The following is a 25,270-nucleotide window of genomic DNA, read 5'->3' on the forward strand; positions in this document are numbered from 1 at the left end:
GCGGTACGCCATGCGGTAGCGGGCGGTGGGGTCCCACCCCGCGCCGCGTGGTCCGGAGGCGGAGCGCCCCGGGCGCTGATAGGCTGGTACCCCGTGGATCGGTGGTCCGCCTGTGGGCATCAGGCACCCCGAAACCGCAGCTTCGGCGCCCCCAGAGACCTTCCGGTTCGACGGTGGCCGGCGCCGGACGCACCTCACTTCGCGACCACGGGAGCCCCCTCTTGGCGATGCCGCCCAAATCCACGACGACCAAGCACATCTTCGTCACCGGGGGTGTCGCTTCGTCCCTCGGCAAGGGCCTGACGGCCTCCAGCCTGGGTGCGCTGCTGAAGGCGCGGGGCCTTCGGGTCACGATGCAGAAGCTCGACCCGTACCTGAACGTCGACCCGGGGACGATGAACCCGTTCCAGCACGGCGAGGTGTTCGTCACCAACGACGGCGCCGAGACCGACCTGGACATCGGCCACTACGAGCGCTTCCTGGACGTCGACCTCGACGGCTCGGCCAACGTCACCACCGGCCAGGTGTACTCCACCGTCATCGCCAAGGAGCGGCGCGGCGAGTACCTCGGTGACACCGTGCAGGTCATCCCGCACATCACCAACGAGATCAAGCACCGCATCCGGCGCATGGCGACCGACGACGTCGACGTCGTCATCACCGAGGTCGGCGGCACCGTCGGCGACATCGAGTCGCTGCCGTTCCTGGAGACCGTCCGCCAGGTCCGCCACGAGGTCGGCCGCGACAACGTCTTCGTCGTGCACATCTCGCTGCTGCCCTACATCGGCCCCTCCGGCGAGCTGAAGACCAAGCCGACCCAGCACTCGGTCGCCGCCCTGCGCAACATCGGCATCCAGCCCGACGCGATCGTGCTGCGCGCCGACCGGGACGTCCCGACCTCCATCAAGCGCAAGATCTCGCTGATGTGCGACGTGGACGAGGCGGCCGTGGTCGCCGCCATCGACGCGAAGTCCATCTACGACATCCCGAAGGTCCTGCACACCGAGGGCCTCGACGCGTACGTCGTGCGCAAGCTCGACCTGCCGTTCCGCGACGTGGACTGGACCGTCTGGGAGGACCTCCTCGACCGCGTCCACAACCCCGACCACGAGGTCGCCGTCGCGCTCGTCGGCAAGTACATCGACCTGCCCGACGCCTACCTGTCGGTCACCGAGGCGCTGCGCGCCGGCGGTTTCGCCAACCGCGCCCGCGTCAAGATCAAGTGGGTCACGTCGGACGACTGCAAGACCCCGGCCGGCGCCGCCGCCCAGCTGTCCGACGTCGACGCGATCTGCGTCCCCGGCGGCTTCGGCGACCGCGGTGTCGACGGCAAGGTCGGCGCGATCACGTACGCCCGCGAGAACAAGATCCCGCTGCTCGGCCTGTGCCTGGGCCTGCAGTGCGTGGTCATCGAGGCCGCCCGCAACCTGGCCGGCATCCCCGAGGCCAACTCCACCGAGTTCGACTCCTCCACCCCGCACCCGGTCATCTCGACCATGGAGGAGCAGCTCGCCTTCGTCGAGGGCGCCGGCGACCTCGGCGGCACCATGCGCCTGGGCATGTACCCGGCCAAGCTGGCCGAGGGCTCGATCGTCCGCGAGGTCTACGGCGACCAGGCGTACGTGGACGAGCGCCACCGCCACCGCTACGAGGTGAACAACGCCTACCGCGGCGAGCTGGAGAAGAAGGCGGGCGTCGTCTTCTCCGGTACCTCCCCGGACAACAAGCTCGTCGAGTACGTCGAGTACCCGCGCGAGGTGCACCCCTACCTGGTGGCCACCCAGGCCCACCCGGAGCTGCGCTCGCGCCCGACGCGCCCGCACCCGCTCTTCGCCGGCCTGGTGAAGGCAGCGGTGGAGCGGCAGCAGTCCGCCGGGTGAGGCGCTGACCGCATACGGTAGACGGCCGGGGCAGGGAACGGATCCCGCCCCGGCCGTCATCGCGTTCTGGGGAGAGGTAGCGGGCATGACCATGGGCATCGCAGACACCGCCGAGTCGTGGGAGACCGTCGACTCCCGGGTCCCGTTCCGAGGGGCCAAGACGTCGGTCAGCTCGGACGAGGTGCGGATGCCGGACGGCACCCTGGCCCGCCGCGACTACCAGGTGCACCCCGGTTCGGTGTGCGTGCTGGCCCTGGACGCGGACGGCGCCGTGCTGGTGCTGCGGCAGTACCGGCACCCCGTGCGGCACAAGCTGTGGGAGCTGCCGGCCGGCCTGCTGGACGTGCCGGGGGAGAACCCGCTGCACGCGGCCCGGCGCGAGCTGTACGAGGAGGCGCACGTCAGCGCCGGGGACTGGCGGGTGCTGGCCGACTTCTTCGCCTCTCCGGGAGGCTCGGACGAGGCGATCCGGATCTTCCTTGCCCGGGACCTCTCCGAGGCGGAGGGGGAGCGGTACGCCGTCTCCGAGGAGGAGGCGGACATGGAGGTGGCCCGCGTGCCCCTCACCGACCTGGTCCGCGGCGTGCTGGAGGGCCGGCTCGGCAACCCGGGACTGGTCACCGGCGTGCTCGCGCTGTCCGCGGCGCTGTCCGCTCCGGGCGGCCTCGACGCCCTGCGCGGCCCCGAGGCCCCCTGGCCTGCGCGTCCGTACGAGGCGTGACCGGCGGGGCCGCCGGCGGGCCGGCCCGGCAGGGCGGCGGCCGGGGCCGCGTGGGCCGTCCGGGGCGCGGTGTGACCATCGGCTGATCCGATCGGGCGATGTGCCCGCCGCGCTCCCCACGGGTCGTCGCTCAGCGTGAACTACGCTCGCACCCCGAAGGCAGGGAGAGGAGCGGATCCGTGGCGGATTTCGTCGGGCGGCGGCGTGAGCTGAAGGAGCTGCGCGAGGACATCGCGCGCACGGGGCTCGACACCCTCTCGGGCCGCAAGGCCAAGGCCCCCCGGGCGCGCCTGCTCCTGATCGCCGGGCGCCCCGGCTCGGGCCGCACCGCCCTCGCCGAGGCCTTCGTCCGCGAGATCGCCGCCGACTACCCGGACGGCCTGCTCCGGGTCCGGCTGACCTCGCCCGGCGGGCGGCCCATCGCCACCGAACGCGCCCTGCGCACCCTCCTGGAGGGGCTCGGCGAGCCCACCCCGCCCGGCGCGGCCGAGGACGAGCTCAGCTCCGCGCTGCGCACGGCCCTCTCCGCGCGGCGGGCCGTCCTCCTCGTCGACGACGCCTCCGACCCCTACCAGGTCGACGCCCTGCTGCCCGACAACCCGGACTGCCTGGTCGTCCTCACCGCCGAGGGGCCGCTGACCGGCATCCCGGACGTGCGCCCCTGCACCCTGGGCGGCCTGGACACCGCCTCCGCCGTGGAGGTGCTCGCCCAGCGCATCGGAACCACCCGGATCGCCGTCGACCCGCGCGCCGCCGAGAAGCTCGCCGAGGTGTGCGACAGACAGCCGGCCGTGCTCGCCCTCGTCGGCGGTTGGCTCGCCGCCCGCCCCAAGGCTTCCGTTTCCGACACCGCCAAGCAGCTGCACGACATGCCGTCCGACGGGGAGGGCCCGCTCGGCCGCGGTTTCCGGCTCGTCTACGAGTCCCTGCCGCAGCCCGCCCAGCGGACCCTGCGGCTGCTGCCGCTCGCGCCCGCCGGCATCGTCGACTCGCACACCGCCTCCGCCCTCGCCGGCTGCTCCGTCGCCGCCGCCCAGTCGGTCCTCGAGGAGTTCGCCGGGCTGGGCCTCGTCCGGCACGGCGCCGACGGCCTGTTCCTGCTGCCCGGCTGCCTCGTCCCGCTGATCCGCCCGCTGCTGGAAACCCGGGAACGGCCCGCCGAGGTCCAGCTGGCCCGGGCCCGGATGCTGGAGCGCACCGTACGCCTTCTGCACTCCTGCCAGGTCATGGCCGCTGCGGAGGGGGAGGACGTACGGGAGCTGCTGGAGGGGGTGCCGCGCGCACTCCGTTTCCCCGACCGGCGGTCCGCCGCCACCTGGCTCGACACCCGGCTGCCCGCCCTGTCCGCGGCCGCCCAGCTGGCCGTGGCCGACGGGGGGCTGGACACCCTGGCCCGCCGGATCGTCGCCGGACTCGTCCGGGCCCTCGCCGAGCACCGCGGCACCGCGGCCGCCGCCCCCGAGCTGTACGGGCTGCACCGGCTGGTCCTGGACGTGGCCGAGCGCCGCAGCCTGCACCGCGAGCAGGCCGCGGCCCTGCTGAACCTGGCCGACCTGGACGCCGAGACCGGCCGGACCCGCGAGGCGCTCGAACGCTACCGGGCCGCGCTGGACGCCGGGCGGGCGGCGAACGACCCGTACGCCACCGGCCGGGCGATGGAATCCGTAGGCGGCGCCCACCAGGAGCTCAGCGACTGGCACCGGGCCGCCGACTGGTTCGGCCGGGCCCTGGCCCAGGCCCTGGCGCGCGGCGAGCGCGAGGACGAGGCCCGGCTGTACGGGCGGCTCGGCAACGCCTACACCCACGCGGGCCGGTACGGGGACGCGCTGCGCAGCTGGCGTGCGGCGGCCGCGGGCTACCGGCGGCTGGCCGACGTACCGGGGCAGGCGAAGGCGTTGAGCGAGATGGCGCGAATCCAGGAGTACGCCGGACGGCCCGAGGAATCGCTGCACACCTGCCGCGAGGCGGTCGATCTTGCACGCCGGGCCGGGGACCTGCGCCTTCAGGCGGCGCTGCAGGTGCGCCTCGCCGACACCCTCGACCGGCTGGGCGATCCGGCGGCTGCGCGGCTCCACCGGTCAGCGGCCGACAAGTTGCTGGGAGACGACCCCGCGGCCTGCGAAATCCGCAGTGGTAACGACTGAGATTATTGGTTTGCAAGGCTAGACAGCGCCTCATCCTTCATTAGACTGGCTCCACCACGTCATCTCGTGGTGCATCCCGTTGCGCGCCTTGTGGACGGGTATGTATGGAAGTGCCCCGTAATTTCCCCTGAGCCAAGGACCGTGATCGACGATGAAGGTCGGCATCCCCCGCGAGGTCAAGAACAACGAGTTCCGGGTCGCCATCACGCCCGCCGGCGTGCATGAGCTGGTCCGCAACGGCCACCAGGTCTTCATCGAGCAGAACGCCGGTGTCGGCTCATCGATCACGGACGCCGAGTACGTCGCCGCCGGTGCCGAGATCCTCGCCACCGCCGACGAGGTCTGGGCGACCGCCGACCTGCTCCTGAAGGTCAAGGAGCCCATCGCCGAGGAGTACCACCGCCTCCGCAAGGACCAGACCCTCTTCACCTACCTGCACCTGGCGGCCTCCCGCGAGTGCACGGACGCGCTGCTGGAGTCCGGCACCACCGCCATCGCGTACGAGACGGTCGAGCTCGCCAACCGCGCGCTCCCGCTGCTCGCCCCGATGTCCGAGGTCGCGGGCCGCCTGGCCCCGCAGGTCGGCGCCTACCACCTGATGCGCTCGGCGGGCGGTCGCGGCGTGCTCCCCGGCGGCGTCCCCGGCACCCACGCCGGCGAGTGCGTCGTCATCGGCGGCGGCGTCTCGGGCTGGAACGCGGTGCAGATCGCCATCGGCATGGGCTTCCACGTGACCCTGCTCGACCGGGACATCAACAAGCTCCGCGAGGCCGACAAGATCTTCGGCACCAAGGTGAAGACGATCGTCTCGAACGCGTACGAGCTGGAGAAGGCCGTCATCGAGGCCGACCTCGTCATCGGTGCTGTGCTGATCCCGGGTGCGAAGGCCCCGAAGCTGGTCACCAACGAGCTCGTCGCCAAGATGAAGCCCGGAAGTGTCCTTGTCGACATTGCCATCGACCAGGGCGGCTGCTTCGAGGACTCCCGTCCGACCACCCACGCGGAGCCGACCTTCCAGGTCCACGGCTCGGTCTTCTACTGCGTCGCCAACATGCCGGGCGCCGTTCCGAACACCTCCACCTACGCGCTGACGAACGCCACGCTGCCCTACATCGTGCAGCTCGCGAACCTCGGCTGGGTCGAGGCGCTGCGCCGTGACCCCGCGCTGGCGCTGGGCCTCAACACCCATGACGGCAAGGTCGTTTACGGCCCGGTCGCCGAGGCCCACGGCTTGGAGTCCCTCGAGCTCGGCGCGCTGCTCGGCTGACCCGACCGCCCCGTCAACGACTGACGTCAATCTCACGTATCCGGCCGGACCTTGCCCGCAAGGTCCGGCCGGACGCGTTTGCGGAAGGACTGCGTCCGCCGTTCAACTCGCCTCGAACGTAACCCTTTAACCCTTTCGCACACCTGCGAAACTTCACAGAGGCGGGCCGGACACCCTTGACAGAGTGGTGTTCGGATGCCGACACATCGTTGCCGGTCCAGTGGATTGTGTTGCCGCTGAGCGGTGACACGCCATAGAGTCGCCAACCGTCGGCATGGTGCCACGCTGACCTATCGATAAGTGTCCTGGTCACGTCCGAGGAGGTAAGACGACTTGTGAATGAGTCGACATTTACTCCTGGGGGTGGTCGAGCAGGAACGTCTGAGCGGGGCCAGGGCCCGGCCGGGCTCGAAGCTGTCGGCTCCGTCGCAGTCCGCACCTTCGCAAACCACCAGCACATGACGACGCCCCAAAAGAGCATGGACGGCCTAGACGTGAACTCCACGGCCGGCGACCACAGCGGCGATACGCCCATTGGTTTCGCCGACTACGACCAGGTGCCCGAGGGGCACTTCTACGACCCCGACGCGGAGTACGAGCCCGACCCCGAGTACGCGGCCACCCTCGCCCCCGACGCTGCCCGCCAGCGCCGCGAGCGGATCGGCCCCACCGGGCGACCCCTGCCGTACTTCCCGATCCCGGGTCCGCTGACCGACCACGGTCCCGCGAAGATCATCGCGATGTGCAACCAGAAGGGCGGCGTGGGCAAGACCACGTCCACCATCAACCTGGGTGCCGCGCTCGCCGAGTACGGGCGCCGCGTGCTGCTCGTCGACTTCGACCCACAGGGCGCCCTGTCCGTGGGTCTCGGCGTGAACCCGATGGAACTCGACCTGACGGTCTACAACCTGCTCATGGAGCGGGGCATGTCGGCCGACGAGGTGCTGCTGAAGACGGCGGTCCCCAACATGGACCTGCTGCCGAGCAACATCGACCTGTCCGCTGCCGAGGTGCAGTTGGTCAGCGAGGTCGCGCGCGAGTCGACGCTGCAGCGGGCGCTCAAGCCCCTGATGAACGACTACGACTACATCGTCATCGACTGCCAGCCCTCGCTCGGCCTGCTGACCGTGAACGCCCTGACGGCGGCTCACAAGGTCATCGTGCCGCTGGAATGCGAGTTCTTCGCCCTGCGCGGCGTCGCCCTCCTCACGGAGACCATCGAGAAGGTGCAGGAGCGGCTCAACCCGGAGCTGGAGCTCGACGGCATCCTCGCCACGATGTACGACTCCCGCACGGTGCACAGCCGCGAGGTGCTGGCGCGCGTCGTCGAGGCCTTCGACGACCACGTCTACCACACGGTCATCGGCCGTACGGTGCGCTTCCCGGAGACCACGGTCGCCGGCGAGCCGATCACCACGTACGCCTCGAACTCCGTCGGCGCCGCCGCCTACCGCCAGTTGGCCAGGGAGGTGCTCGCCCGGTGTCACGCCGAGTGAGTCTGCCCGGAGCCGACGAACTCTTCCGTACGACCGGTGGGATGGCGCTGCAGTCGTCCTCGCCGAAGCGGGGCGGCGAGGAGGCCCCGGAGGCCCCGGCGGAGCACTCGGCGGCCTCGGGGCCGGCCCCGGCCCCGTCGGGGGAGGGCCGCGGCGACCGGGAGGCGGCGGCCGGCACGGAGCGCACGGACCCGGTGGTGGGAGCCCCGCGGCGGCCGCAGGAAGGTTCTGTCACCCCGCCCGCCCGGCGCGGCAAGGCTTCGGGCCGGACGGCGAGCCGCCGGCCCAGCGGGCGTGAGCGGCACGACGAGAAGATCACGGTCTACGTCTCCGCCGAAGAGCTGATGGACCTGGAGCACGCCCGCCTGGTGCTGCGCGGCGAACACGGCCTCGCGGTGGACCGCGGCCGCATCGTCCGCGAAGCGGTGGCGGTCGTCCTGGCGGACCTGGAATCCCGCGGCGACGCCAGCATCCTGGTCCGCCGCCTCCGCGGCCGCTGACGCCTCCCGGCCCGGCCCCCGTGGCCGCTGCCGCTGCCGCTGCCGCTGCCGCTCTGTCCCGGTAGCCGGCCCGGCAGTCGGCTCCGCGGCTGCGCCGTCTCGGCAGCCCTTGGCCAGCCGCTGGCCCCGCCTCGCAGCCGCGGCCGCTCGGCCGTTGCCCCGGGCGCCCGCCTCCGCCGCGGGCCACGCCGTCTGCCTGCCGGCTCATCGGGTCCCGGCCGGTCGGCCCCGCCGGCGGCCCGGCCCGCGCCCGGCTCCTCTTCGCTCCGTCGCGTCGGTGCCGGGGCGCCGTGCGCCCGCGGGGCCCGGCGGTCCCGGGCGGCGCGGCTCCGGGCGGCGCGGCTCCGGGCCGCGGGTGGGTCCGGGGGCCGTGGGGCCGTGGTTCGTGGGAGCCTTGGGGGTGGCCCAATCGGCCCGACCTTCCGTACCACCCTGGACTGCGATGCCCTCTCCCGCCGACCCCGGCCGCCCGCCCCGCCGGACCTTGGGGCGCGGTCCGGGCGTGCCCCCCGCGCCGGCGCGGCCGCAGACGGCCGCCGAGCAGCCTGCGCCCGACGCCGCGCACCCGGACTCCGGCGGCGCCCCCGAACCCGCTCAGGCGGCCGCTGAAGCCCCTGCTGCGGTACCGCAGGGCACCCCTGAGGCCCAGGAGGCGCCGGAGGCGTCCCTCCCTGCCTCCACCCGGCCCACCGAGCCCGTCGAGCCGGTCGATCGCGTCGAGCTCGCGGAGGCGGCGGAGGCGGCGGAGGTGGTCGAGGCGGCGGAGGTGGTCGGGGCGGCGGAGGCGGCGGAGGCGGTCGAGGCGGCCGAGGTCGAGGCGGCGGAGGCGGCGGAGGCGGCGGAGGTGGTCGAAGGCGCCAAGGCGGTCGAGGCGGCCGAGGTCGAGGCGGCGGAGGCGGCGGGCGGACGTGGCCGGGAAGGGGCGCCGGTCGGCGACGGGCGGTTCACGTTGCGGCTCGACAACTTCGAGGGGCCGTTCGACCTGCTGCTCCAGCTGATCTCCCGGCACAAGCTCGACGTCACCGAGGTCGCCCTCTCCAAGGTCACCGACGAGTTCATGGCGCACATCCGCGCCATGGGTCCGGAGTGGGACCTCGACCAGACCACCGAGTTCCTGGTCGTCGCGGCGACCCTGCTCGACCTCAAGGCCGCCCGGCTGCTGCCCACCGCCGAGGTGGAGGACGAGGCCGACCTCGCCCTCCTCGAAGCCCGCGACCTGCTCTTCGCGCGCCTGCTCCAGTACCGCGCGTACAAGCAGATCGCCTCCCTCCTGGAGGAGCGCAACGAGGCCGAGGGCAAGCGCTACCCCCGCACCGTCGGCCTCGAACCGCACCACGCCGAGCTCCTGCCCGACGTCGTCATCAGCATCGGCGCGGAGGGGTTCGCCCGCCTCGCGGTCAAGGCCATGCAGCCCAGGGCCGAGCCGCAGGTCTACGTGGACCACATCCACGCGCCGCTGGTCAGCGTGCGCGAGCAGGCGGCCCTGGTGGTCGCGCTCCTCAAGGCGCGTGGCACCGCCACCTTCCAGGACCTCACCGAGGACACCGACGACACCCTCACCGTCGTCGCCCGCTTCCTCGCCCTCCTGGAGCTGTACCGCGAGAAGGCGGTGGTCCTCGACCAAGAAGAGGCCCTGCGGACCCTCACCGTCCGGTGGACGGGCGGGGACGGCGACGGCATGCCCGTCGTGACGGACGAGTTCGACCGGCCCGTGGAGGTCACGGAATGAGAATGGGTACGTGGAACGAGCGTACGAGCGCATGAGCGACCCCGGCAGAGCCGAAGAACCCGCTGACACCGCTGACACCGCTGACAACGGAGGCGGCGTCGCCGGGATGGCGCTGAAGCCCGCCCTGGAGGCCGTCCTCATGGTGGTGGACGAGCCGGCGACCGAGGCGCAGCTCGCGAAGGTCCTCGACCGCACCCCCCGCGAGGTGGCGACCGCCCTGCGCGAGCTGGCCGACGAGTACACCGTCCAGCAACGCGGCTTCGAGCTGCGGCTCGTCGCCGGCGGCTGGCGCTTCTACACCCGCCCCCGGTACGCGGCCGCCGTCGAGCGCTTCGTCCTGGACGGGCAGCAGGCCCGCCTCACCCAGGCCGCCCTGGAGACCCTGGCCGTGGTCGCGTACCGGCAGCCGGTCAGCCGCTCCCGGGTCTCGGCGGTGCGCGGAGTGAACTGCGACGGGGTCATGCGCACCCTGCTCCAGCGGGGTCTGGTGGCCGAGGCGGGCACGGAACCCGAAACAGGTGCGATCCTGTACAGGACGACGAACTACTTTCTGGAGCGGATGGGCCTGCGCGGCCTGGACGAGCTCCCGGAGCTCGCGCCCTTCCTCCCCGAGGCGGACGCGATCGAAGCCGAGACGCAGGAAGGTGTTCCGTCGTTCGATCCGGACGCACCGGACACCGAAGAAGACGACAAGACGACGGAACTTTGATGCGAAGCAGCGGCAACGGCAACGGCGGCAACCGGAACACGGGCGGCGGCGGCAGCCGCAAGGGCGGAGACGGACGCGGGCGCGGCAACAACCGCGGCGCCGGCAGCGCGCGCGACGACCGGGCGGGCGGCGCCCCGCAGCGCCCGCGTCGCCCGCGTCCGGAGGAGCGTCTCTACGACGTCGGCCCCGAGGGCGAGCGGACCCGCGGCTCCCGCGGTGCGGCCGCGCGCGGCGGAGCCAAGGGCGGCCCGAAGAAGCCCGGCAGCTCCCAGGGCGGTCAGGGCGGCTACCGCGGCGGCCAGGGCGGCCAGCGCGGCCAGGGCGGTCAGGGTGGCCAGCGCGGTCAGGGCGGCTACGGCGGTCAGGGCGGCGGTGCCCGGCGCGGCGAGGCCGGCTACGGCGGCCCCTCCCGGTCGCGCGAGTTCGAGGCCCGGATCGAGGAGCGCGTCCGCGACCGGTACGCGGACAAGCCGGTGATCAGGACTCCGAAGACCTTCCCGGGCGCCGAGCAGGAGGGCGAGCGGTTGCAGAAGGTGCTCGCCCGGGCCGGCATGGGCTCGCGGCGCGCCTGCGAGGAGCTGATCGAGCAGGCCCGCGTCGAGGTCAACGGCGAGATCGTCACCGAGCAGGGCAAGCGCGTCCTGCCCAAGGACGAGATCAAGGTCGACGGTCTGACCGTCGCCACCCAGTCGCACCTGTTCTTCGTGCTGAACAAGCCGGTCGGCGTCGTCTCCACGATGGAGGACCCGGACGGCCGGCAGTGCCTGGGCGACTACGTCACCAACCGCGAGACCCGCCTCTTCCACGTGGGCCGTCTCGACACGGAGACCGAGGGCGTCATCATCCTCACCAACCACGGTGAGCTGGCCCACCGCCTCACGCACCCGAAGTACGGCGTCAAGAAGACGTACGTCGCCCACATCACCGGCCCGCTGCCCCGCGACATCGGCAAGAAGCTCAAGGACGGCATCGAGCTGGAGGACGGCTGGGCGCGCGCCGACCACTTCCGCGTCATCGACCAGGTCGGCAAGAACTACATGGTCGAGGTGACCCTCCACGAGGGCCGCAAGCACATCGTCCGCCGCATGCTCGCGGAGGCCGGTTTCCCCGTCGAGAAGCTCGTCCGGACCGCCTTCGGCCCGATCGAGCTGGGCGACCAGAAGTCGGGCTGGCTGCGCCGCCTGAGCAACACCGAGGTCGGCATGCTGATGCGCGAGGTCGGCCTGTAGGACGGAGCCGCCCAGGCCCGTCCGCGACGGAGCCCGCAGTGCCCTGTGGCACTGCGGGCTTTTTGCTTGCCCGACACCCCCCGCCCTGTTTATAGTCAGGATGACTATTAAAAGAGTGAGGGGGGTCGATGCTCTCGTGAGCTGGACCGAAGTTCTCGGGTTCGCCACCGGGGCGCTGTGCGTCTGGCTCGTGGCCCGACAGCACGTCGCCAACTGGCCGGTCGGTATCGCCAACAACGTCTTCTTCATCGTGCTGTTCGCGCAGTCCGGCCTGTACGCCGACGCCGGACTGCAGATCGTCTTCATCGCCCTCGCCGCGTACGGCTGGTGGTCCTGGACCCACGGGGGTGGACCAGGAACCGCCAGGGCCCTGCCGGTGCGCCGCACCACGCGCACCGAATGGGCCGTACTGGCCGCGGCGGGGGCGGTGGGGGTGCTCGCCCTCACGCTGCTGCTGGACCGGGCCACCGACTCCACCGTCCCGTTCTGGGACGCGCTGACCACCGGGCTGTCGCTCACGGCCACGTACGGCCAGTGCCGCAAGCTCGTCGAATCGTGGTGGCTGTGGATCGCCGCGGACCTGGTCTACATCCCGCTGTACGCGTACAAGGGCCTGTACCTGACCGCCGGCCTCTACGTCGGCTTCCTCGCGCTGTGCGTGGCCGGGCTCATCGGCTGGCGGCGCACGCTGCCGGGCGCCGCCGGGCGCACGGCCGCGGAGGCGGCGGCATGAGCGGCGGTACGAGCGGCGGCATGGGCGGCAGCACGGACCGGCGGTACGCCCACGGGCTGGTGCTGGGCAAGTTCTACCCGCCGCACGCCGGCCACCACCACCTGGTGGACAGCGCGGCCGCGCAGTGCGAGCGGCTGACCGTGCTGGTGTGCGCGGCCTCGGTGGAGTCGGTGCCGCTCGCCGACCGGGTCGCCTGGATGCGCGAGACGCACCGGCAGGCGGGCGTACGGGTCGTCGGCGCGGTCGACGACATCCCGGTCGACCTGCAGGACCCGGCGGTCTGGGACGCGCACATGGCGGTCTTCCGGGGCGCCGTGCCCGAGCCGGTGGACGCCGTCTTCACCTCCGAGGAGTACGGGACGGAACTCGCCTGGCGGTTCGGGGCCGAGGAGGTCCTCGTCGACCCCGACCGGACCCGCTTCCCCGTCTCCGGGACCGCGGTCCGCGCCGACCCCGTCCGCTGCTGGCAGCACCTGGGCCCGGCGGTGCGGGGCGCGCTGGCCCGGCGGGTCGTCGTCCTCGGCGCCGAGTCCACCGGGACGACGACGCTGTCCCGCGCACTCGCCGAGCACTACCGGGGGCGCGGCGGGGTGTGGGCGCAGACGGGCTGGGTCGCCGAGTACGGGCGCCGGTACAGCGAGGAGAAACTCGCCGCCGCCCGCGCCGCCGACCCGGCGGCGACCTGGGAGGACGTGGAGTTCACCACCGCGGAGTTCCCGGTCATCGCCCGCCGCCAGGACGAGGACGAGGAGCGGGCGGCCCGCGCGGGATCCCCCGTCCTCTTCTGCGACACCGACTCCTTCGCGACCGGCATCTGGCACGAGCGGTACATGGGCGGACGCAACGAGGAGGTCGAGCGGATCGGGGCGCTGCGCCGACGCGACCTGTACCTGCTGACGGACCACGCGGACGTCCCCTTCGAGGACGACGGCCTGCGCGACGGCCCGCACCTGCGGCCGTGGATGACCGACCGCTTCCGCGCGGAACTGGACCGCACCGGCCGGCGCCACCTGCTCGTCCGCGGCGACCGGGAGGCGCGCCTGCGCACCGCGATCGAGGCGGTCGACGAACTCCTCGCCGAAGGCTGGCACTTCACCGCCCCCCTCCCGGAAAGGCGCTGAAACCCGATGCCGACGCCGACCCCTGGCCCTGCTGTCCCTGCCTACGACCCGTACGCCTTCGCCCCCTTCGCGGTGACGGCCGACCTGGCCGTCTTCACCGTCCGCGACGGCGCCCTCCACGTCCTGCTGATCCGGCGCGGGCAGGACCCGTACGCGGGCGCCTGGGCGCTCCCCGGCGGCTTCGTCCTGCCCCGCGAATCCGCGGAGACGGCGGCCCGCCGCGAACTGTCCGAGGAGACCGGCCTGCCGGAGCGGGTGGTCGCGGCCCTCCACCTGGAGCAGCTGCGCACGTACAGCGACCCGGACCGGGACCCCCGGATGCGGGTGGTGTCGGTGGCCTTCACCGCCCTCGTCCCGGACATGCCCGAACCGGCGGAAGGGGGCGGCGGCGACGCGGACCGCGCCCGCTGGGTGCCGGTGGGGAAGACCGGTCGACTGGCCTTCGACCACGCGGTGATCCTCGCCGACGCCCGCTCCCGGGTCGGCGCGAAGCTGGAGTACACCTGCCTGGCCACCGCGTTCTGCCCGCCCGAATTCACCCTCGGGGAACTCCGGTCCGTCTACGAGACGGTCTGGGACACCGCCCTGGACCGGCCCAACTTCCGCCGCAAGGTCCTCGCCACACCCGGCTTCGTCGAGGCCGTGCCCGGAGCCGCCCGGCTGACGGGCGGCCGCGGAAAACCGGCCGCCCTCTACCGGGCCGGCCCGGCCACCGCCCTGCACCCCCCGCTGCTCCGCCCGACGCCCACGGAAGGATCCCTGACGACATGACGACGACGGTGAGGACGACGAAACGCGCAGCGACGGGCTCCCTCCTGGGCCTCGCCCTCGGGGACGCGCTGGGCTTCCCCACGGAGTTCAACGACGTCCCGACGATCCTGGCGAAGACCGGCCCGTGGCGGCAGATGCGCCTGCCCCGCCCGGCGATCGTCACGGACGACACCCAGATGACCCTCGCCCTGGCCCGCGCCATCCGCACGGCCACGGACCGCGGCCCGCTGACCCCGGAGAGCCTCACCGCCCCGGTCCGCGAGGAGTACGTGGACTGGTACCGGTCCCCGGAGAACAACCGCGCCCCCGGCAACACCTGCCTGCGGGCCTGCGACCTCCTCCAGGACCCGGCGCGGGACTGGCGGGACGCCAGCCAGATCGGCTCCAAGGGCTGCGGCGCGAACATGCGCGTGGCCCCGATCGGCCTCGTCCCCGGCTGGACGGAGGAGGAACGCGCCGGCGCCGCCCAGCTCCAGTCGGCCCTGACCCACGGCCACCCCACCGCCCTCGCGGCCTCGGACCTGACGGCGAGGGCGGTGTACCTCCTGGCCCGGGGCGCGGAGGTCACGGGCCTGGTCGGCCTGCTCCGCTCGTACGCCCTGGACAACCGCACCCGCTACCACGAGCGCTGGCTGGGCGACCTGTGGATGCGCTCCGCCTCGGACGCCACCCCGGAGTCATTCATGGCCCGCGGCTGGGACGAATGCCTGACCGCCCTGGACCGCCTGACGGCGGCCCTGCGCAACCCGTCCCCGGAAACGGACCCCTGCCTCACCACCGGCGAGGGCTGGATAGCGGAAGAAGCCCTGGCGACGGCCCTCCAGTGCTTCCTCCTCTTCCCGGACGAGCCCCTCACGGCCCTCCGCCGCGCCGCCTGCACCGCAGGCGACTCGGACTCCATAGCCTGCCTCGCGGGCGCCTTCGCAGGAGCCCACCTCGGCGCGGCCGCCTGGCCCGAAGCTTGGACCTCCGACATCGAATACCGCGAGGACCTCCTCACCCACGCCACCCTCTGGGACGCGTGACACATGCTCGACGCCACGACCGCCGACCTGGCCCCCGTCATAGCGGGCCAGCCCGATCCACTGCTGTTCGCCACGGTGTCCGGCGCCCACCTGTACGGGTTCCCCTCCCGCGACTCCGACATCGACCTGCGCGGTGTCCACGTGCTGCCGGCGGCGGCACTGCTCGGGCTCGGAGATCCGGAGGAGACCCGGACCCGCATGTGGGACCGGGACGGCGTGGAGATGGACCTCGTCACGCACGACCTGCGCAAGTTCGTGCGCCTGATGCTCGGCCGCAACGGGTACGTCCTGGAGCAGCTGCTCTCGCCCCTGGTCGTCCACACGACACCGGCGCACGCCGAGCTCGTCGCCCTCGCCCCGGGCGTGCTCACCGCGCACCACGCACACCACTACCGTGGCTTCTCGAACACCCAGTGGCGGCTCTTCGGCAAGACGGGCGAGCTCAAGCCGCTGCTCTACGCCTTTCGCGCGCTGCTGACCGGCATCCATCTGATGCGCTCCGGCGAGGTCCAGGCGCATCTGCCGACCCTGCTGAGCGAGGTGGCCGACGCCCCGCCGTACCTGGCGGAGCTCATCGAGGCCAAGGCCGCCGCCGAACACGAACCGGCCGCCGGCGCCGACGAAGCCCGCACGGGGGAGGACTTCCGCACCCTGCACGTCCTGCTGGACGCCGCCCAGGCCGGGTCAGCCCTGCCCGACGGGGCGAGCGCGCATGCCGCGCTGGACGACTTCGTCGTCCGCCACCGCCCACCGCACCGCTGACGCCCGGCGGGTGCGGGCGAGGAAGGTCTCGACTCGGGCGTGGTCGGGGGATTCCGGGAGGGGGCTGCCCCGGAGGGCTTCCTCGGCCTCGGTGGTCAGGCGGGTCATCCAGGACTCCACCTCCGGCCACGTCAGTTCGCCGTGCTTCAGGGCGAGGAGGCGGTCGCGGTGCGGGGTGGCGTCGATCGTCAGGCGGCCCGTGCGGAGCAGGTCGCGGCAGGACAGCAGCAGCCGGACCAGGTGCATGGCGTGCTTCCAGCGCGGGGCGCCGTGGATGCGGACGTCCGCCCGGAGCTTCGCGTGCTGCGAGGCCGCGTACCGGGTGAAGGTGGCGTGGGCCCGGCGGGAGAGGAACGCCTCGCGCAGCGAGAGGAGTTCCTCCCCGACCGGGGTGAGGGTCTCCACCAGGGGGGAGTGCAGGACCTCCAGGATGTTCGGGTTGGCGCGCAGGGCGAGCTCGCACAGCCGCTCCAGCTCCCAGCTGAACTGCTCCTCCTGCGGCCCCTCCACATGGGTCGGCGGCTTCTCGAAGCGCCAGAACAGCGGCGTCGGGGCGAGGTACACGCCGCGCCGGTCGGTGTCGCTCGACTCCGTCGCCAGGCCGAACGCCCGGGAGCCCATGACGCACGCGTAGACCGTGTGGTCGCGTACGAGGGTGTGGTGGTCCATTCCGGGAGGGTATGCGGCCGGGCGCCCGTCCCGCGAAAGGATTAGGGAGTGGCGGGATGGTGGGCGGGGTCAGGTCAGGGTGATGTCGCCCGACGGGGAGACCGTGATCTTCTCCTGGGCCAGCGGGCGGGTCGCCGGGCCGTGCACCACCGCGCCGTCCGACATGTTGAACTTGCTGCCGTGGCAGGGGCAGTCGATCGTGCCGTCGGCCACCTTGTTCACGATGCAGCCCTGGTGTGTGCACACGGCCGTGAAACAGCGGAAGGTCCCGGCCGACGGCTGGGTGACCACCAGCTTCTTGGCCGCGATGACCGTACCGCCGCCCACCGGCACCGCCGACGCCTGGACGAGCGTCTTCGACGCGTCACCGCCCGTCGTGGGCGATGCCGCGGGCGTGCCCTCGGGGGCGGGGGTGGCGGCCGCGGGGGATTCGCCCTTCGGCGGGGTCTGCGCGGACTCCTTGCCGCCGCTGCCGCAGCCGGTGAGGGCGGCGCCGGACAGGGCGGCGACGGTTCCTGCCGCCAGTACGGTGCGTCGGGAGGCGGACCGGGGTGTGGACCGGGGGGTGGGCGGGTTGCTCATGCGGTGCTCCTCGTTCAAGGCCGCGGCGGGTCCCCGGTCGCCGGACGGCCGGGGCCGCCGGGGGCGGGGCTGCCGGGTGCGGGGTGGGGTTCGCGAGGAGCATCCTGGCGCGCGACGGGCCCGGGTGCAGCCCGCCGCGCCGCCGGATCAGGCACCCGGTTCCCACGGTGCCAGCTCCGCCGGGGCACCGGCCGGGCGGACCACCTCCCAGAGGCGGATCACGGCCGCCCGGTCCAGCGGGCCGTGGACGTGCGGGTAGCGGCCGCCCGATTCACCCTCCCGGCTGACCTCCGAGGTCAGGGCCCGTTCGTCCAGTTCGACCGCCAGGAGCGGCCCGGGGACGTCCCGGTAGTGCGCGTCCGCGATCGCGAGCGCCGTCGGGCGGTCCGCGGAGCAGTGCACGAACCCCTCGGAGTCGAGGGAGGGCGGGGCGTACGGGAGGTCGGGTGCCGCGGTCCAGTCGGCGAGCGGGACGATGTGGAAGATCATGCGGATCGTTCTACCGCAGCCCGCGCTCCCGTCCCGCCCGTGACGCGGCACCGCCGTCCGTCCCGCCTCTGTCCCGCCCCCGCCCCGTCCCGCCTCTGTCCCGCCCCTTCCCGCTCCCGCCCCGTCCTGCCGAGCCCCACCCGCCTCGTTCCGTTCCGCTTTCCGGTACGGCCCGGGCGCTGGCTAGGCTGGCCCTGACGTGCCGTAACGCAACACCGCCAACCCTGGAGCGCCCGTGAGAACCGCCGCCGTCATCGGAACCGGCCTGATCGGCACCTCCGTGGCGCTCGCCCTGTCCGCCCGCGGCATCGCCGTCCACCTGGCCGACCACGACCCGGCCCAGGCCCGTACCGCCGCGTCCCTCGGCGCCGGTACCGACAAGGCGCCCGACGGCCCGGTCGACCTCGCGGTCATCGCCGTACCGCCGGCCCACGTGGCCGCCACCCTGGCCGAGGCGATCGGCCGGGGCCTGGCCCGGGCGTACGTGGACGTGGCCAGCGTCAAGGGCGGTCCGCGGCGGGAGCTGGCGGCCCTCGGCGTGGACACCGCCGCCTACATCGGCACCCACCCCATGGCCGGCAAGGAGCGGTCCGGGCCGCTCGCCGCGACCGCGGACCTCTTCGAGGGCCGGCCGTGGGTGCTGACCCCGACCCGGGACACCGACCACGAGGTGCTGAACCTGGCGCTGGAGCTGGTCGCCCTCTGCAAGGCCGTGCCCGTCGTCATGGAAGCCGACGCGCACGACCGCGCGGTCGCCCTCGTCTCCCACACCCCGCAGCTGGTGTCGAGCATGGTTGCCGCCCGCCTGGAGGAGGCCGACGAGACCGCCGTACGCCTCTGCGGCCAGGGCATCCGGGACGTCACCCGGATCGCCGCCTCCGACCCGCGGATGTGGGTGGAGATCCTCTCCGCGAACCCGGGGCCGGTCGCCGACGTCCTCGCCGGCATCGCCGCCGATCTGGACGCCACGGTCGAGGCGCTGCGGGCCCTGGAGTCCGCCGACGTGGAGCAGCGGCGCGGCGGCGCGTCCGGCATCGAGGACGTGCTGCGCCGCGGCAACACGGGCCGGGAGCGGGTGCCCGGCAAGCACGGCTCGGCTCCGATGGCGTACGAGACGGTGGCCGTCCTGATCAGCGACCAGCCGGGCGAGCTCGCCCGGATCTTCGCGGACGCGGGCCGGGCCGGGGTCAACATCGAGGACGTCCGGATAGAGCACGCCACCGGGCAGCAGGCGGGCCTGGTGCAGCTGATGGTGGAGCCGCGGGCCGCGGCCGCCCTCACGGCCGAGCTCCGCGACCGCGGCTGGGCCCTGCGCCAGCAGTAGTCACCCCCGGCACCGAGACGGTCGCCGACAGGAGTCACCGGCGGCTCCGGGCCCGCCCCGGCAGGGCTTGCCGCCCGGCCCCGGCCGGGTGGTGAGCCCCGCCCCGCCCGCCCCGCGGCCCTGGTCCGGGACCGGGCGGGCGGTGATCGTGGCGCGGGCCGGTAACCTTGGACAGGGGTGCTTTGTCGCGCCCTGACACGCCCGCGCAACCAGGAAGGTGCCCGCACCGTGGAAACCGCAGCTCCGTCCGCCGTGATCGTCGCCATCGACGGTCCCTCCGGCACGGGCAAGTCCAGCACCTCCAAGGCCGTGGCCGCCAAGCTCGGGCTGCGCTACCTGGACACCGGTGCCCAGTACCGTGCCATCACCTGGTGGATGATCAGCAACGGCGTCGACACCGACGACCCGCAGGCCATCGCCGTGGCCGCCGGCAAGCCGACCATCGTCTCCGGGACGGACCCGGCCGCGCCGACGATCACCGTCGACGGACTCGACGCCTCCGGCCCGATCCGCACCCAGGAGGTCACCTCCAAGGTCAGCGCCGTCAGCGCCGTCCCGGAGGTCCGCACCCTGATCACCGAGCTGCAGCGCACCATCGCCGCGGCCGCCACCGACGAGGGCGGGATCGTCGTCGAGGGCCGGGACATCGGCACCACCGTCCTCCCCGACGCCGACCTCAAGATCTTCCTCACCGCCTCCGCCGAGGCCCGCGCCGCCCGCCGCAACGGCGAGCTGCGCGGCAAGGAGGCCGGTGACCTGGCCGCCACCAAGGAAGCCCTGATCAAGCGGGACGCGGCCGACTCCGGCCGCAAGACCTCCCCGCTGGCCAAGGCCGGCGACGCCGTCGAGGTGGACACCACCGAGCTGACCCTGGACCAGGTCATCGAGTGCGTCGTGACCCTGGTCGAGGAGCAGCGGGCGGGGGCGGGCCGCAAGTGAGCGACACGCCCTCCCTCAAGGGTGCGGCGGTCGGCCGGCGGATCGGCGTCGGGCTCATGTACGGGCTGTGGAAGCCCCGCGTACTGGGAGCCTGGCGCGTGCCCGCCTCAGGCCCCGTCATCCTCGCCGTCAACCACGCCCACAACATCGACGGGCCCATGGTCATGGGCACGGCGCCCCGGCCGCTGCACTTCCTGATCAAGAAGGAGGCGTACGTCGGCCCGCTCGGGACCTTCCTCGAGGGCATCGGCCAGGTCAAGGTCGACCGCTCGGGCACCGACCGCACCGCGATCTCGAAGGCCCTGGCGGTCCTCGAGAACGGCGGCGCCCTGGGGATCTTCCCCGAGGGCACCCGGGGCGAGGGCGACTTCGCCTCGCTGCGCGCGGGCCTCGCCTACTTCGCGGTCCGCTCGGGCGCGCCCGTCGTGCCCGTCGCCGTCCTCGGCAGCACCGACCGCCAGGGACGGCTGATACGGGGGCTGCCGCCGTTCAAGAGCCGGGTCGACATCGTCTTCGGCTCCCCCTTCGACGCGGGCGACGGCACCGGCCGCCGCACCCGCACCGCCCTGGACGAGGCCACCGTCCGCATCCAGAGCAGACTCACGGCACACCTGGCCGACGCCAAGCGCCTCACCGGGCGCTGAGCGAGACTTGACCCAGTAGTGGCGGCCGCCGCGGGCAGCGCCCCGCGGACGCCGCGGGGATCCCCGCCCGGCCGCCACCGATCACCACGAACGACGAGGAACGGACTTCATGAACGACCAGCACGACCACGGAGCGCTCGGCGACGCCGAGTACGCGGAGTTCATGGAGCTCGCCGCGGAGGAAGGCTTCGACCTGGAGGACGTCGAGGACGCGATCGAGTCGGCGGGCCACGGCCCGCTGCCCGTCCTCGCCGTCGTCGGCCGCCCCAACGTCGGCAAGTCGACCCTGGTGAACCGCATCATCGGCCGCCGCGAGGCGGTCGTCGAGGACAAGCCGGGCGTCACCCGCGACCGCGTCACCTACGAGGCCGAATGGGCCGGCCGCCGCTTCAAGGTCGTCGACACCGGCGGCTGGGAGCAGGACGTCCTCGGCATCGACGCCTCCGTCGCCGCCCAGGCCGAGTACGCCATCGAGACCGCCGACGCCGTCGTCTTCGTCGTCGACTCCAAGGTCGGCGCCACCGACAGCGACGAGGCCGTCGTCAAGCTGCTGCGCCGCGCCGGCAAGCCCGTCGTCCTGTGCGCGAACAAGGTCGACGGCCAGGCCGGCGAGGCCGACGCGACGACGCTGTGGTCCCTCGGTCTCGGCATGCCCTACCCGGTGTCCTCGCTGCACGGCCGCGGTACGGGCGACCTGCTCGACGCCGTCCTGGAGGCGCTGCCGGAGGCCCCGGCGCAGTCCTTCGGCGGCGGCCAGCTCGGCGGGCCGCGCCGCATCGCGCTCATCGGCCGCCCGAACGTCGGCAAGTCCTCCCTCCTGAACAAGGTCGCCAAGGAGGAGCGGGTCGTCGTCAACGAGCTGGCCGGCACCACCCGCGACCCGGTCGACGAGCTGATCGAACTCGGTGGCGTCACCTGGAAGTTCGTCGACACCGCCGGTATCCGCAAGCGCGTCCACCTCCAGCAGGGCGCCGACTACTACGCCTCGCTGCGCACGGCCGCCGCCGTCGAGAAGGCGGAGGTCGCGGTCATCCTGATCGACGCCAGCGAGAACATCAGCGTCCAGGACCAGCGCATCATCACCATGGCCGTCGAGGCCGGGCGCGCCGTCGTGATCGCGTACAACAAGTGGGACCAGCTCGACGAGGAGCGCCGCTACTACCTCGAGCGCGAGATCGAGACCGAGATGCAGCAGGTCTCCTGGGCGCCCCGGGTCAACGTCTCCGCGATGACCGGCCGCCACATGGAGAAGCTGGTCCCGGCGATCGAGGCCGCCCTCGCGGGCTGGGAGACGCGCGTCCCGACCGGCCGGCTGAACGCCTTCCTCGGCGAGATCGTCGCGGCGCACCCGCACCCGATCCGCGGCGGCAAGCAGCCCCGCATCCTGTTCGGCACCCAGGCGGGCAGCAAGCCGCCGCGGTTCGTCCTCTTCGCCTCCGGCTTCCTGGAGCACGGCTACCGGCGCTTCATCGAGCGCCGTCTGCGCGAGGAGTTCGGTTTCGAGGGCACCCCGATCCACATCTCCGTGCGGGTGCGCGAGAAGCGCGGCGCCCAGCACAAGAAGAAGTAGCGGGTCTCCGGGTCTCCCCGGGCCTGCGGGGTCAGTAGCCCCGGCGAGGAGCGGGCGGCAGGGCCGCCGGGATGTGGTGCATCCCGGACTGGTGCTGCCGCCCGTTGCCGTACGCGTACGCGTACGTGCCGGTCGCGGTGCCGGTGGCGGCGTACGCGTACGAGGGCTGCGGCACCGACGGGTACGCGGACTGCCACTCGGGGTGCCAGCCGGAGGAGCCGCTCCAGCCGCTGCCGTACGTGCCGGAGGGGGTCACGGAGCCGGTGTAGGTGCCGGCGTACGTGAACGAGGTGAAGGCGAGGTCCTCCTCGCCGGTCCGGTCGCCGGGCAGGGCCCGGAAGGCGCGCAGGTACTCCGAGTACAGCGTGTCGTAGATGGGGGTGTGCGAGGCGGCGGCGGGTGCGCCGTCCCGGTCCCGTACGGGGCGCATCGGGGAGACGGTGCTCGGATGGGCAGGGGCTCGGGAGGGGTCGTATGAATGCACGTATCAGCAAACGACCCCGGGCCCCTGCGGATGCGGCCCGGAGGGCAGAAAACGCAGATCGCCGGGGGTGCGCGGGGCGGACCGCACACCCCCGGCGCACGCCGACCCGCCCCCCTCGTGAGGGACGGGCCGTCCGCTTCCGGGTCCCTCGGCGTCAGGCGCCCGGGGTGCCTGCCAGGGGCATCGAGGCGGCGACGAGCTGGCCGGCCGCCGCGGCCCGGTCGAGGGCGTCGCGCAGCAGGTCCTCGCGGGGCTGCTGGCCGATGGAGCCGACGGGGGCGGCGTAGACGAGGACGCGCTGGGTCTTGTTGACGGCGGCCCGCCAGCCGTCGGTGACCGACAGGGCCTGGTGCGCCTGCCACCAGGCGACCGACTTGCCGCCCTTGGGGTCCGGCTGGAGCACGGCGTGCAGCTGGCCTGCGGCGAGCAGCACCGACCACCCGGCGAGCGGGGAGGGGACCCCGGCGGTGTCGGTGACGGGGATGAAGCCCTGCTCGATGAGGAGCGGCAGGAAGTCGTCGCCGGGCCCGTCGCTGCCCGGGCGGGCGATCGGCGCGGTCGGCTCGACGACGAGCGCGGGGTGCAGCTCGCCGCCGATCAGGACCAGGCCGCTGGTGATGCCGAGGACGGCCTGGCCGCCGGGCACGCTCCGCGGCACGGAGCCGGGCGCGCCGGGGGCGGCGGACTCCGGGGCGGGGCTGTCGCCGGTGATGCTGCGGACGGCGCCCTGCAACTGCTCCTCGGAGACGTTCACGACCTGGGAGGGGATGCAGCCGGCGTGGGCGAAGGCGAGGACGGCGGTCTCCTCGCCGACGAACAGCACGGTGCTGGTGCGGTCGGTCTCCGGGTCCCCGGGGGTGCGGCAGGAGGTGCAGTCGTAACTGCGCGGTGCGTCGTCGCCGGTGAGCAGCCTCTCGGCTTCTTCGTCACCGATCTCGGCACGTACCTCATCACTGACGTCGAGCATGCGGGGCACGGGGTGGCTCCTCGGACTAGGCAAGCAGGGGCGGGCCGAGCGGTTCCCGGCCTGCCGGATCAACGGGGGAGCGGCGGCCGGGGTCACGCCGTCGGAGGGAACGGAATCGAACCCGACCCCCGGAGGGGTGAACGGTCGGACCGTGGCGTTGTTTTCGGGCCAACTGTTGCCGGTTTGTGCGCAGTTGCTGCCCGGAGCTGCGCGTTTGGACGGGGCTGCGCGGGGGCTGCGGCGGGCGCTGCCGGAGGTCTGCCGGAGGTCTGCCGGGGACTGCCGTGGCGGGCCTGTCGTGGGCCTGCCGGGGGGCCGTCGCCGTGCTGCTGGTGTGTTGCCGGCCTGCCGGTGGTCCCCGCCGCGGGGGCGGCCGCGGGATCCGCCGACCGGGTGGGGTTCGGGCGGGGCGCGGGCCGTCCCGCGTGGCGCGGCGGGGTGCGGGGCCGCGGGCTGCGTAGCGTGACCCGATGCCCGACCCCCGGATCCGGCGGGCCGCTCCGGCGGCTGCCGCCGTCGCCGCGCTGGCTCTCGTTCTCGTACTCCCGTCGGGAGCCGGCGCGGCCCCTCCGCCGCCGGCGCCCGGACCCGTGGGGGCGGCGCACCCCGGCTCGCCCGGGACCATCGGCAGCGGACCCGGGGACTGCGGGCCGGGTGCGGAGTGGCCCTGGGACTGCGTGGCCGACTGCGAGAGCAGCGGGCGCTGGGCGGTCAACACCGGCAACGGCTTCTACGGCGGGCTGCAGTTCGGGCAGCGGACCTGGGAGGAGTTCGGGGGGCTGGCGTTCGCGGCGCGGGCCGACCTGGCCGGCCGGGAGCAGCAGATCCTGGTGGCGGAGGAGGTCCTGGCCTGGCAGGGGTGGGAGGCCTGGCCGGTGTGCGCGAAGCGGTACGGGCTGGCGGGGCGGGTGCACGTGGTGCGGGCCGGGGACACGCTCGAAGGCATCGCCCGCCGGCGCCGGGTACAGGGCGGCTGGCAGGCGCTGTACGAGGCCAACCGCGCCCTGATCGGCCCGCAGCCCCGGGCGATCATCCCCGGCACCCTGCTGACCCTCCCGCCGCTCGGACCCCCGCCGAAGTCGCCGCCGGTACCCCTGCCCGCCCGACCGCCGGGGCCCGACAAGCCGCCTGCACCGGCCCCCACGACCGCACCCGCGCCGCCCGCGCCACGAGCGCCGGGCCTGCCGAGGCCGGCCCAGACGGTCCCGCCCGCGCCCGTACCGCCGTCGAGGTCGGCCCCGGCGGGCGCGGGGTCCGTGTCCTCGGCCGAGCCCGAGCCGCGGTACCGGGCCCGGCCGGGGTGGGCCGTTCCGCGCCCCGGCCGTTGAACACCCCTGTCCCCGGCTGTACTTCGCGCGGGGAGGGGCGAGTGCCTCTCCGCGGCCCGTCCCGACCGCTCGACCGCTCGACCGCTCGACCGCTCGACCGCTCGACCGCTCGACCGGGGCGGTCCGGCGAGGCCGGACGGGGTCGGAGGGTCGGATCCCGTCCGTCCGCACCGTCGGGCCGCGGCGA

The 25,270-nt window shown here is 73.6% G+C and carries 24 protein-coding genes; 19 read left to right on the top strand and 5 right to left on the bottom strand.

Annotated elements, in window-relative coordinates; translation table 11 throughout:
- Nucleotides 1-227: 227 nt before the first annotated feature.
- The 14 genes from ACZ4VL_RS06265 (at nucleotide 228) to ACZ4VL_RS06330 (ending at nucleotide 16,087) form a co-directional block, all read left to right on the top strand.
- Nucleotides 228-1,880, top strand: a complete 1,653-nt coding sequence (locus ACZ4VL_RS06265) for a CTP synthase (RefSeq protein ID WP_361098013.1) — start codon at nucleotides 228-230, stop codon at nucleotides 1,878-1,880.
- 91 nt (nucleotides 1,881-1,971) lie between these two features.
- Nucleotides 1,972-2,601 carry an NUDIX domain-containing protein gene (locus tag ACZ4VL_RS06270; RefSeq protein WP_468196699.1) on the top strand — a complete coding sequence of 210 codons (630 nt, stop codon included), beginning with the start codon at nucleotides 1,972-1,974 and terminating at the stop codon, nucleotides 2,599-2,601.
- 98 nt (nucleotides 2,602-2,699) lie between these two features.
- On the top strand, nucleotides 2,700-4,745 hold the full coding sequence (locus ACZ4VL_RS06275; protein ID WP_468196488.1) for an ATP-binding protein: 2,046 nt from the start codon (nucleotides 2,700-2,702) through the stop codon (nucleotides 4,743-4,745).
- 151 nt (nucleotides 4,746-4,896) lie between these two features.
- Complete coding sequence (gene ald / locus ACZ4VL_RS06280) at nucleotides 4,897-6,012, top strand: alanine dehydrogenase (protein WP_468196490.1); 1,116 nt, start codon at nucleotides 4,897-4,899, stop codon at nucleotides 6,010-6,012.
- Nucleotides 6,013-6,347: 335 nt separating this feature from the next.
- The gene (locus tag ACZ4VL_RS06285; protein WP_385849167.1) at nucleotides 6,348-7,508 is read left to right on the top strand and encodes a ParA family protein; all 1,161 of its coding nucleotides are present in this window, start codon (nucleotides 6,348-6,350) and stop codon (nucleotides 7,506-7,508) included.
- The gene (locus tag ACZ4VL_RS06290; RefSeq protein WP_468196492.1) at nucleotides 7,493-8,008 is read left to right on the top strand and encodes a hypothetical protein; all 516 of its coding nucleotides are present in this window, start codon (nucleotides 7,493-7,495) and stop codon (nucleotides 8,006-8,008) included. The genes ACZ4VL_RS06285 and ACZ4VL_RS06290 overlap by 16 nt, the downstream gene beginning before the upstream one ends.
- A gap of 442 nt (nucleotides 8,009-8,450) precedes the next feature.
- Nucleotides 8,451-9,737, top strand: coding sequence for a segregation and condensation protein A (locus tag ACZ4VL_RS06295; protein WP_468196495.1), 1,287 nt, complete (start codon nucleotides 8,451-8,453; stop codon nucleotides 9,735-9,737).
- A 106-nt stretch (nucleotides 9,738-9,843) separates the two neighbouring features.
- Entirely contained in the window at nucleotides 9,844-10,446 is a 603-nt protein-coding gene (scpB, locus tag ACZ4VL_RS06300) for an SMC-Scp complex subunit ScpB (RefSeq protein WP_468196701.1), read from the top strand.
- A complete protein-coding gene (locus ACZ4VL_RS06305) occupies nucleotides 10,446-11,675 on the top strand; it encodes a pseudouridine synthase (RefSeq protein ID WP_468196497.1) in 1,230 nt (409 codons plus the stop codon). Before scpB ends, ACZ4VL_RS06305 begins: the two co-directional genes overlap by 1 nt.
- A 100-nt stretch (nucleotides 11,676-11,775) precedes the next feature.
- Nucleotides 11,776-12,408: a nicotinamide riboside transporter PnuC gene (gene pnuC, locus ACZ4VL_RS06310; RefSeq protein ID WP_468196500.1), complete on the top strand. Its 633-nt coding sequence runs from the start codon at nucleotides 11,776-11,778 to the stop codon at nucleotides 12,406-12,408.
- Nucleotides 12,405-13,529: an AAA family ATPase gene (locus tag ACZ4VL_RS06315; RefSeq protein WP_468196502.1), complete on the top strand. Its 1,125-nt coding sequence runs from the start codon at nucleotides 12,405-12,407 to the stop codon at nucleotides 13,527-13,529. The genes pnuC and ACZ4VL_RS06315 overlap by 4 nt, the downstream gene beginning before the upstream one ends.
- Before the next feature lie 6 nt (nucleotides 13,530-13,535).
- Nucleotides 13,536-14,300 (top strand): NUDIX hydrolase, encoded by a 765-nt coding sequence (locus ACZ4VL_RS06320; protein ID WP_468196504.1) that lies wholly within the window; start codon nucleotides 13,536-13,538, stop codon nucleotides 14,298-14,300.
- Nucleotides 14,297-15,325 (top strand): ADP-ribosylglycohydrolase family protein, encoded by a 1,029-nt coding sequence (locus tag ACZ4VL_RS06325; RefSeq protein WP_468196506.1) that lies wholly within the window; start codon nucleotides 14,297-14,299, stop codon nucleotides 15,323-15,325. The genes ACZ4VL_RS06320 and ACZ4VL_RS06325 overlap by 4 nt, the downstream gene beginning before the upstream one ends.
- A gap of 3 nt (nucleotides 15,326-15,328) precedes the next feature.
- On the top strand, nucleotides 15,329-16,087 hold the full coding sequence (locus ACZ4VL_RS06330; RefSeq protein ID WP_468196508.1) for a nucleotidyltransferase domain-containing protein: 759 nt from the start codon (nucleotides 15,329-15,331) through the stop codon (nucleotides 16,085-16,087).
- Here ACZ4VL_RS06330 and ACZ4VL_RS06335 read toward each other — a convergent pair.
- From ACZ4VL_RS06335 to ACZ4VL_RS06345, 3 genes are all read right to left on the bottom strand, one after another.
- Nucleotides 16,010-16,756 carry a nucleotidyltransferase domain-containing protein gene (locus tag ACZ4VL_RS06335; RefSeq protein ID WP_468196511.1) on the bottom strand — a complete coding sequence of 249 codons (747 nt, stop codon included), beginning with the start codon at nucleotides 16,754-16,756 and terminating at the stop codon, nucleotides 16,010-16,012. The genes ACZ4VL_RS06330 and ACZ4VL_RS06335 overlap by 78 nt on opposite strands.
- Before the next feature lie 69 nt (nucleotides 16,757-16,825).
- Entirely contained in the window at nucleotides 16,826-17,338 is a 513-nt protein-coding gene (locus ACZ4VL_RS06340; protein WP_468196514.1) for a Rieske (2Fe-2S) protein, read from the bottom strand.
- Between the two features lie 147 nt (nucleotides 17,339-17,485).
- On the bottom strand, nucleotides 17,486-17,827 hold the full coding sequence (locus ACZ4VL_RS06345; protein WP_468196516.1) for a DUF952 domain-containing protein: 342 nt from the start codon (nucleotides 17,825-17,827) through the stop codon (nucleotides 17,486-17,488).
- A 235-nt stretch (nucleotides 17,828-18,062) separates the two neighbouring features.
- Here ACZ4VL_RS06345 and ACZ4VL_RS06350 point away from each other — a divergent pair, with 235 nt between their 5' ends.
- From ACZ4VL_RS06350 to der, 4 genes are all read left to right on the top strand, one after another.
- Nucleotides 18,063-19,151: a prephenate dehydrogenase gene (locus ACZ4VL_RS06350; protein ID WP_468196518.1), complete on the top strand. Its 1,089-nt coding sequence runs from the start codon at nucleotides 18,063-18,065 to the stop codon at nucleotides 19,149-19,151.
- A gap of 228 nt (nucleotides 19,152-19,379) precedes the next feature.
- Nucleotides 19,380-20,090, top strand: a complete 711-nt coding sequence (cmk, locus tag ACZ4VL_RS06355; RefSeq protein WP_468196521.1) for a (d)CMP kinase — start codon at nucleotides 19,380-19,382, stop codon at nucleotides 20,088-20,090.
- Nucleotides 20,087-20,734 carry a lysophospholipid acyltransferase family protein gene (locus ACZ4VL_RS06360; protein WP_468196523.1) on the top strand — a complete coding sequence of 216 codons (648 nt, stop codon included), beginning with the start codon at nucleotides 20,087-20,089 and terminating at the stop codon, nucleotides 20,732-20,734. Before cmk ends, ACZ4VL_RS06360 begins: the two co-directional genes overlap by 4 nt.
- A 109-nt stretch (nucleotides 20,735-20,843) precedes the next feature.
- A complete protein-coding gene (gene der / locus ACZ4VL_RS06365) occupies nucleotides 20,844-22,304 on the top strand; it encodes a ribosome biogenesis GTPase Der (protein WP_468196525.1) in 1,461 nt (486 codons plus the stop codon).
- A 31-nt stretch (nucleotides 22,305-22,335) separates the two neighbouring features.
- On the opposite strand, the gene ACZ4VL_RS06370 is transcribed toward der, so the two are convergent.
- Nucleotides 22,336-22,734 carry a hypothetical protein gene (locus ACZ4VL_RS06370; protein ID WP_468196527.1) on the bottom strand — a complete coding sequence of 133 codons (399 nt, stop codon included), beginning with the start codon at nucleotides 22,732-22,734 and terminating at the stop codon, nucleotides 22,336-22,338.
- 208 nt (nucleotides 22,735-22,942) lie between these two features.
- Nucleotides 22,943-23,764: a hypothetical protein gene (locus ACZ4VL_RS06375; RefSeq protein WP_468196529.1), complete on the bottom strand. Its 822-nt coding sequence runs from the start codon at nucleotides 23,762-23,764 to the stop codon at nucleotides 22,943-22,945.
- Between the two features lie 461 nt (nucleotides 23,765-24,225).
- On the opposite strand from ACZ4VL_RS06375, the gene ACZ4VL_RS06380 reads away from it, so the two are divergent.
- On the top strand, nucleotides 24,226-25,083 hold the full coding sequence (locus ACZ4VL_RS06380; protein WP_468196531.1) for a LysM peptidoglycan-binding domain-containing protein: 858 nt from the start codon (nucleotides 24,226-24,228) through the stop codon (nucleotides 25,081-25,083).
- The last annotated feature ends 187 nt before the right edge of the window (nucleotides 25,084-25,270 follow it).

Source organism: Streptomyces sp. NPDC029014, from assembly GCF_055564695.1.

Excerpts from the sequence above, each read along its gene's own strand:
- ACZ4VL_RS06265 (WP_361098013.1), top strand. The coding sequence starts at position 228 with ATGCCGCCCAAATCCACGACGACCAAGCACATCTTCGTCACCGGGGGT.
- ACZ4VL_RS06270 (WP_468196699.1), top strand. The coding sequence starts at position 1,972 with ATGGGCATCGCAGACACCGCCGAGTCGTGGGAGACCGTCGACTCCCGG.
- ACZ4VL_RS06275 (WP_468196488.1), top strand. The coding sequence starts at position 2,700 with ATGTGCCCGCCGCGCTCCCCACGGGTCGTCGCTCAGCGTGAACTACGC.
- ald (WP_468196490.1), top strand. The coding sequence starts at position 4,897 with ATGAAGGTCGGCATCCCCCGCGAGGTCAAGAACAACGAGTTCCGGGTC.
- ACZ4VL_RS06295 (WP_468196495.1), top strand. The coding sequence starts at position 8,451 with ATGCCCTCTCCCGCCGACCCCGGCCGCCCGCCCCGCCGGACCTTGGGG.
- scpB (WP_468196701.1), top strand. The coding sequence starts at position 9,844 with ATGGCGCTGAAGCCCGCCCTGGAGGCCGTCCTCATGGTGGTGGACGAG.
- ACZ4VL_RS06305 (WP_468196497.1), top strand. The coding sequence starts at position 10,446 with ATGCGAAGCAGCGGCAACGGCAACGGCGGCAACCGGAACACGGGCGGC.
- pnuC (WP_468196500.1), top strand. The coding sequence starts at position 11,776 with ATGACTATTAAAAGAGTGAGGGGGGTCGATGCTCTCGTGAGCTGGACC.
- ACZ4VL_RS06315 (WP_468196502.1), top strand. The coding sequence starts at position 12,405 with ATGAGCGGCGGTACGAGCGGCGGCATGGGCGGCAGCACGGACCGGCGG.
- ACZ4VL_RS06320 (WP_468196504.1), top strand. The coding sequence starts at position 13,536 with ATGCCGACGCCGACCCCTGGCCCTGCTGTCCCTGCCTACGACCCGTAC.
- ACZ4VL_RS06325 (WP_468196506.1), top strand. The coding sequence starts at position 14,297 with ATGACGACGACGGTGAGGACGACGAAACGCGCAGCGACGGGCTCCCTC.
- ACZ4VL_RS06330 (WP_468196508.1), top strand. The coding sequence starts at position 15,329 with ATGCTCGACGCCACGACCGCCGACCTGGCCCCCGTCATAGCGGGCCAG.
- ACZ4VL_RS06335 (WP_468196511.1), bottom strand. The coding sequence starts at position 16,756 with ATGGACCACCACACCCTCGTACGCGACCACACGGTCTACGCGTGCGTC.
- ACZ4VL_RS06340 (WP_468196514.1), bottom strand. The coding sequence starts at position 17,338 with ATGAGCAACCCGCCCACCCCCCGGTCCACACCCCGGTCCGCCTCCCGA.
- ACZ4VL_RS06345 (WP_468196516.1), bottom strand. The coding sequence starts at position 17,827 with ATGATCTTCCACATCGTCCCGCTCGCCGACTGGACCGCGGCACCCGAC.
- der (WP_468196525.1), top strand. The coding sequence starts at position 20,844 with ATGAACGACCAGCACGACCACGGAGCGCTCGGCGACGCCGAGTACGCG.
- ACZ4VL_RS06370 (WP_468196527.1), bottom strand. The coding sequence starts at position 22,734 with ATGCGCCCCGTACGGGACCGGGACGGCGCACCCGCCGCCGCCTCGCAC.
- ACZ4VL_RS06380 (WP_468196531.1), top strand. The coding sequence starts at position 24,226 with ATGCCCGACCCCCGGATCCGGCGGGCCGCTCCGGCGGCTGCCGCCGTC.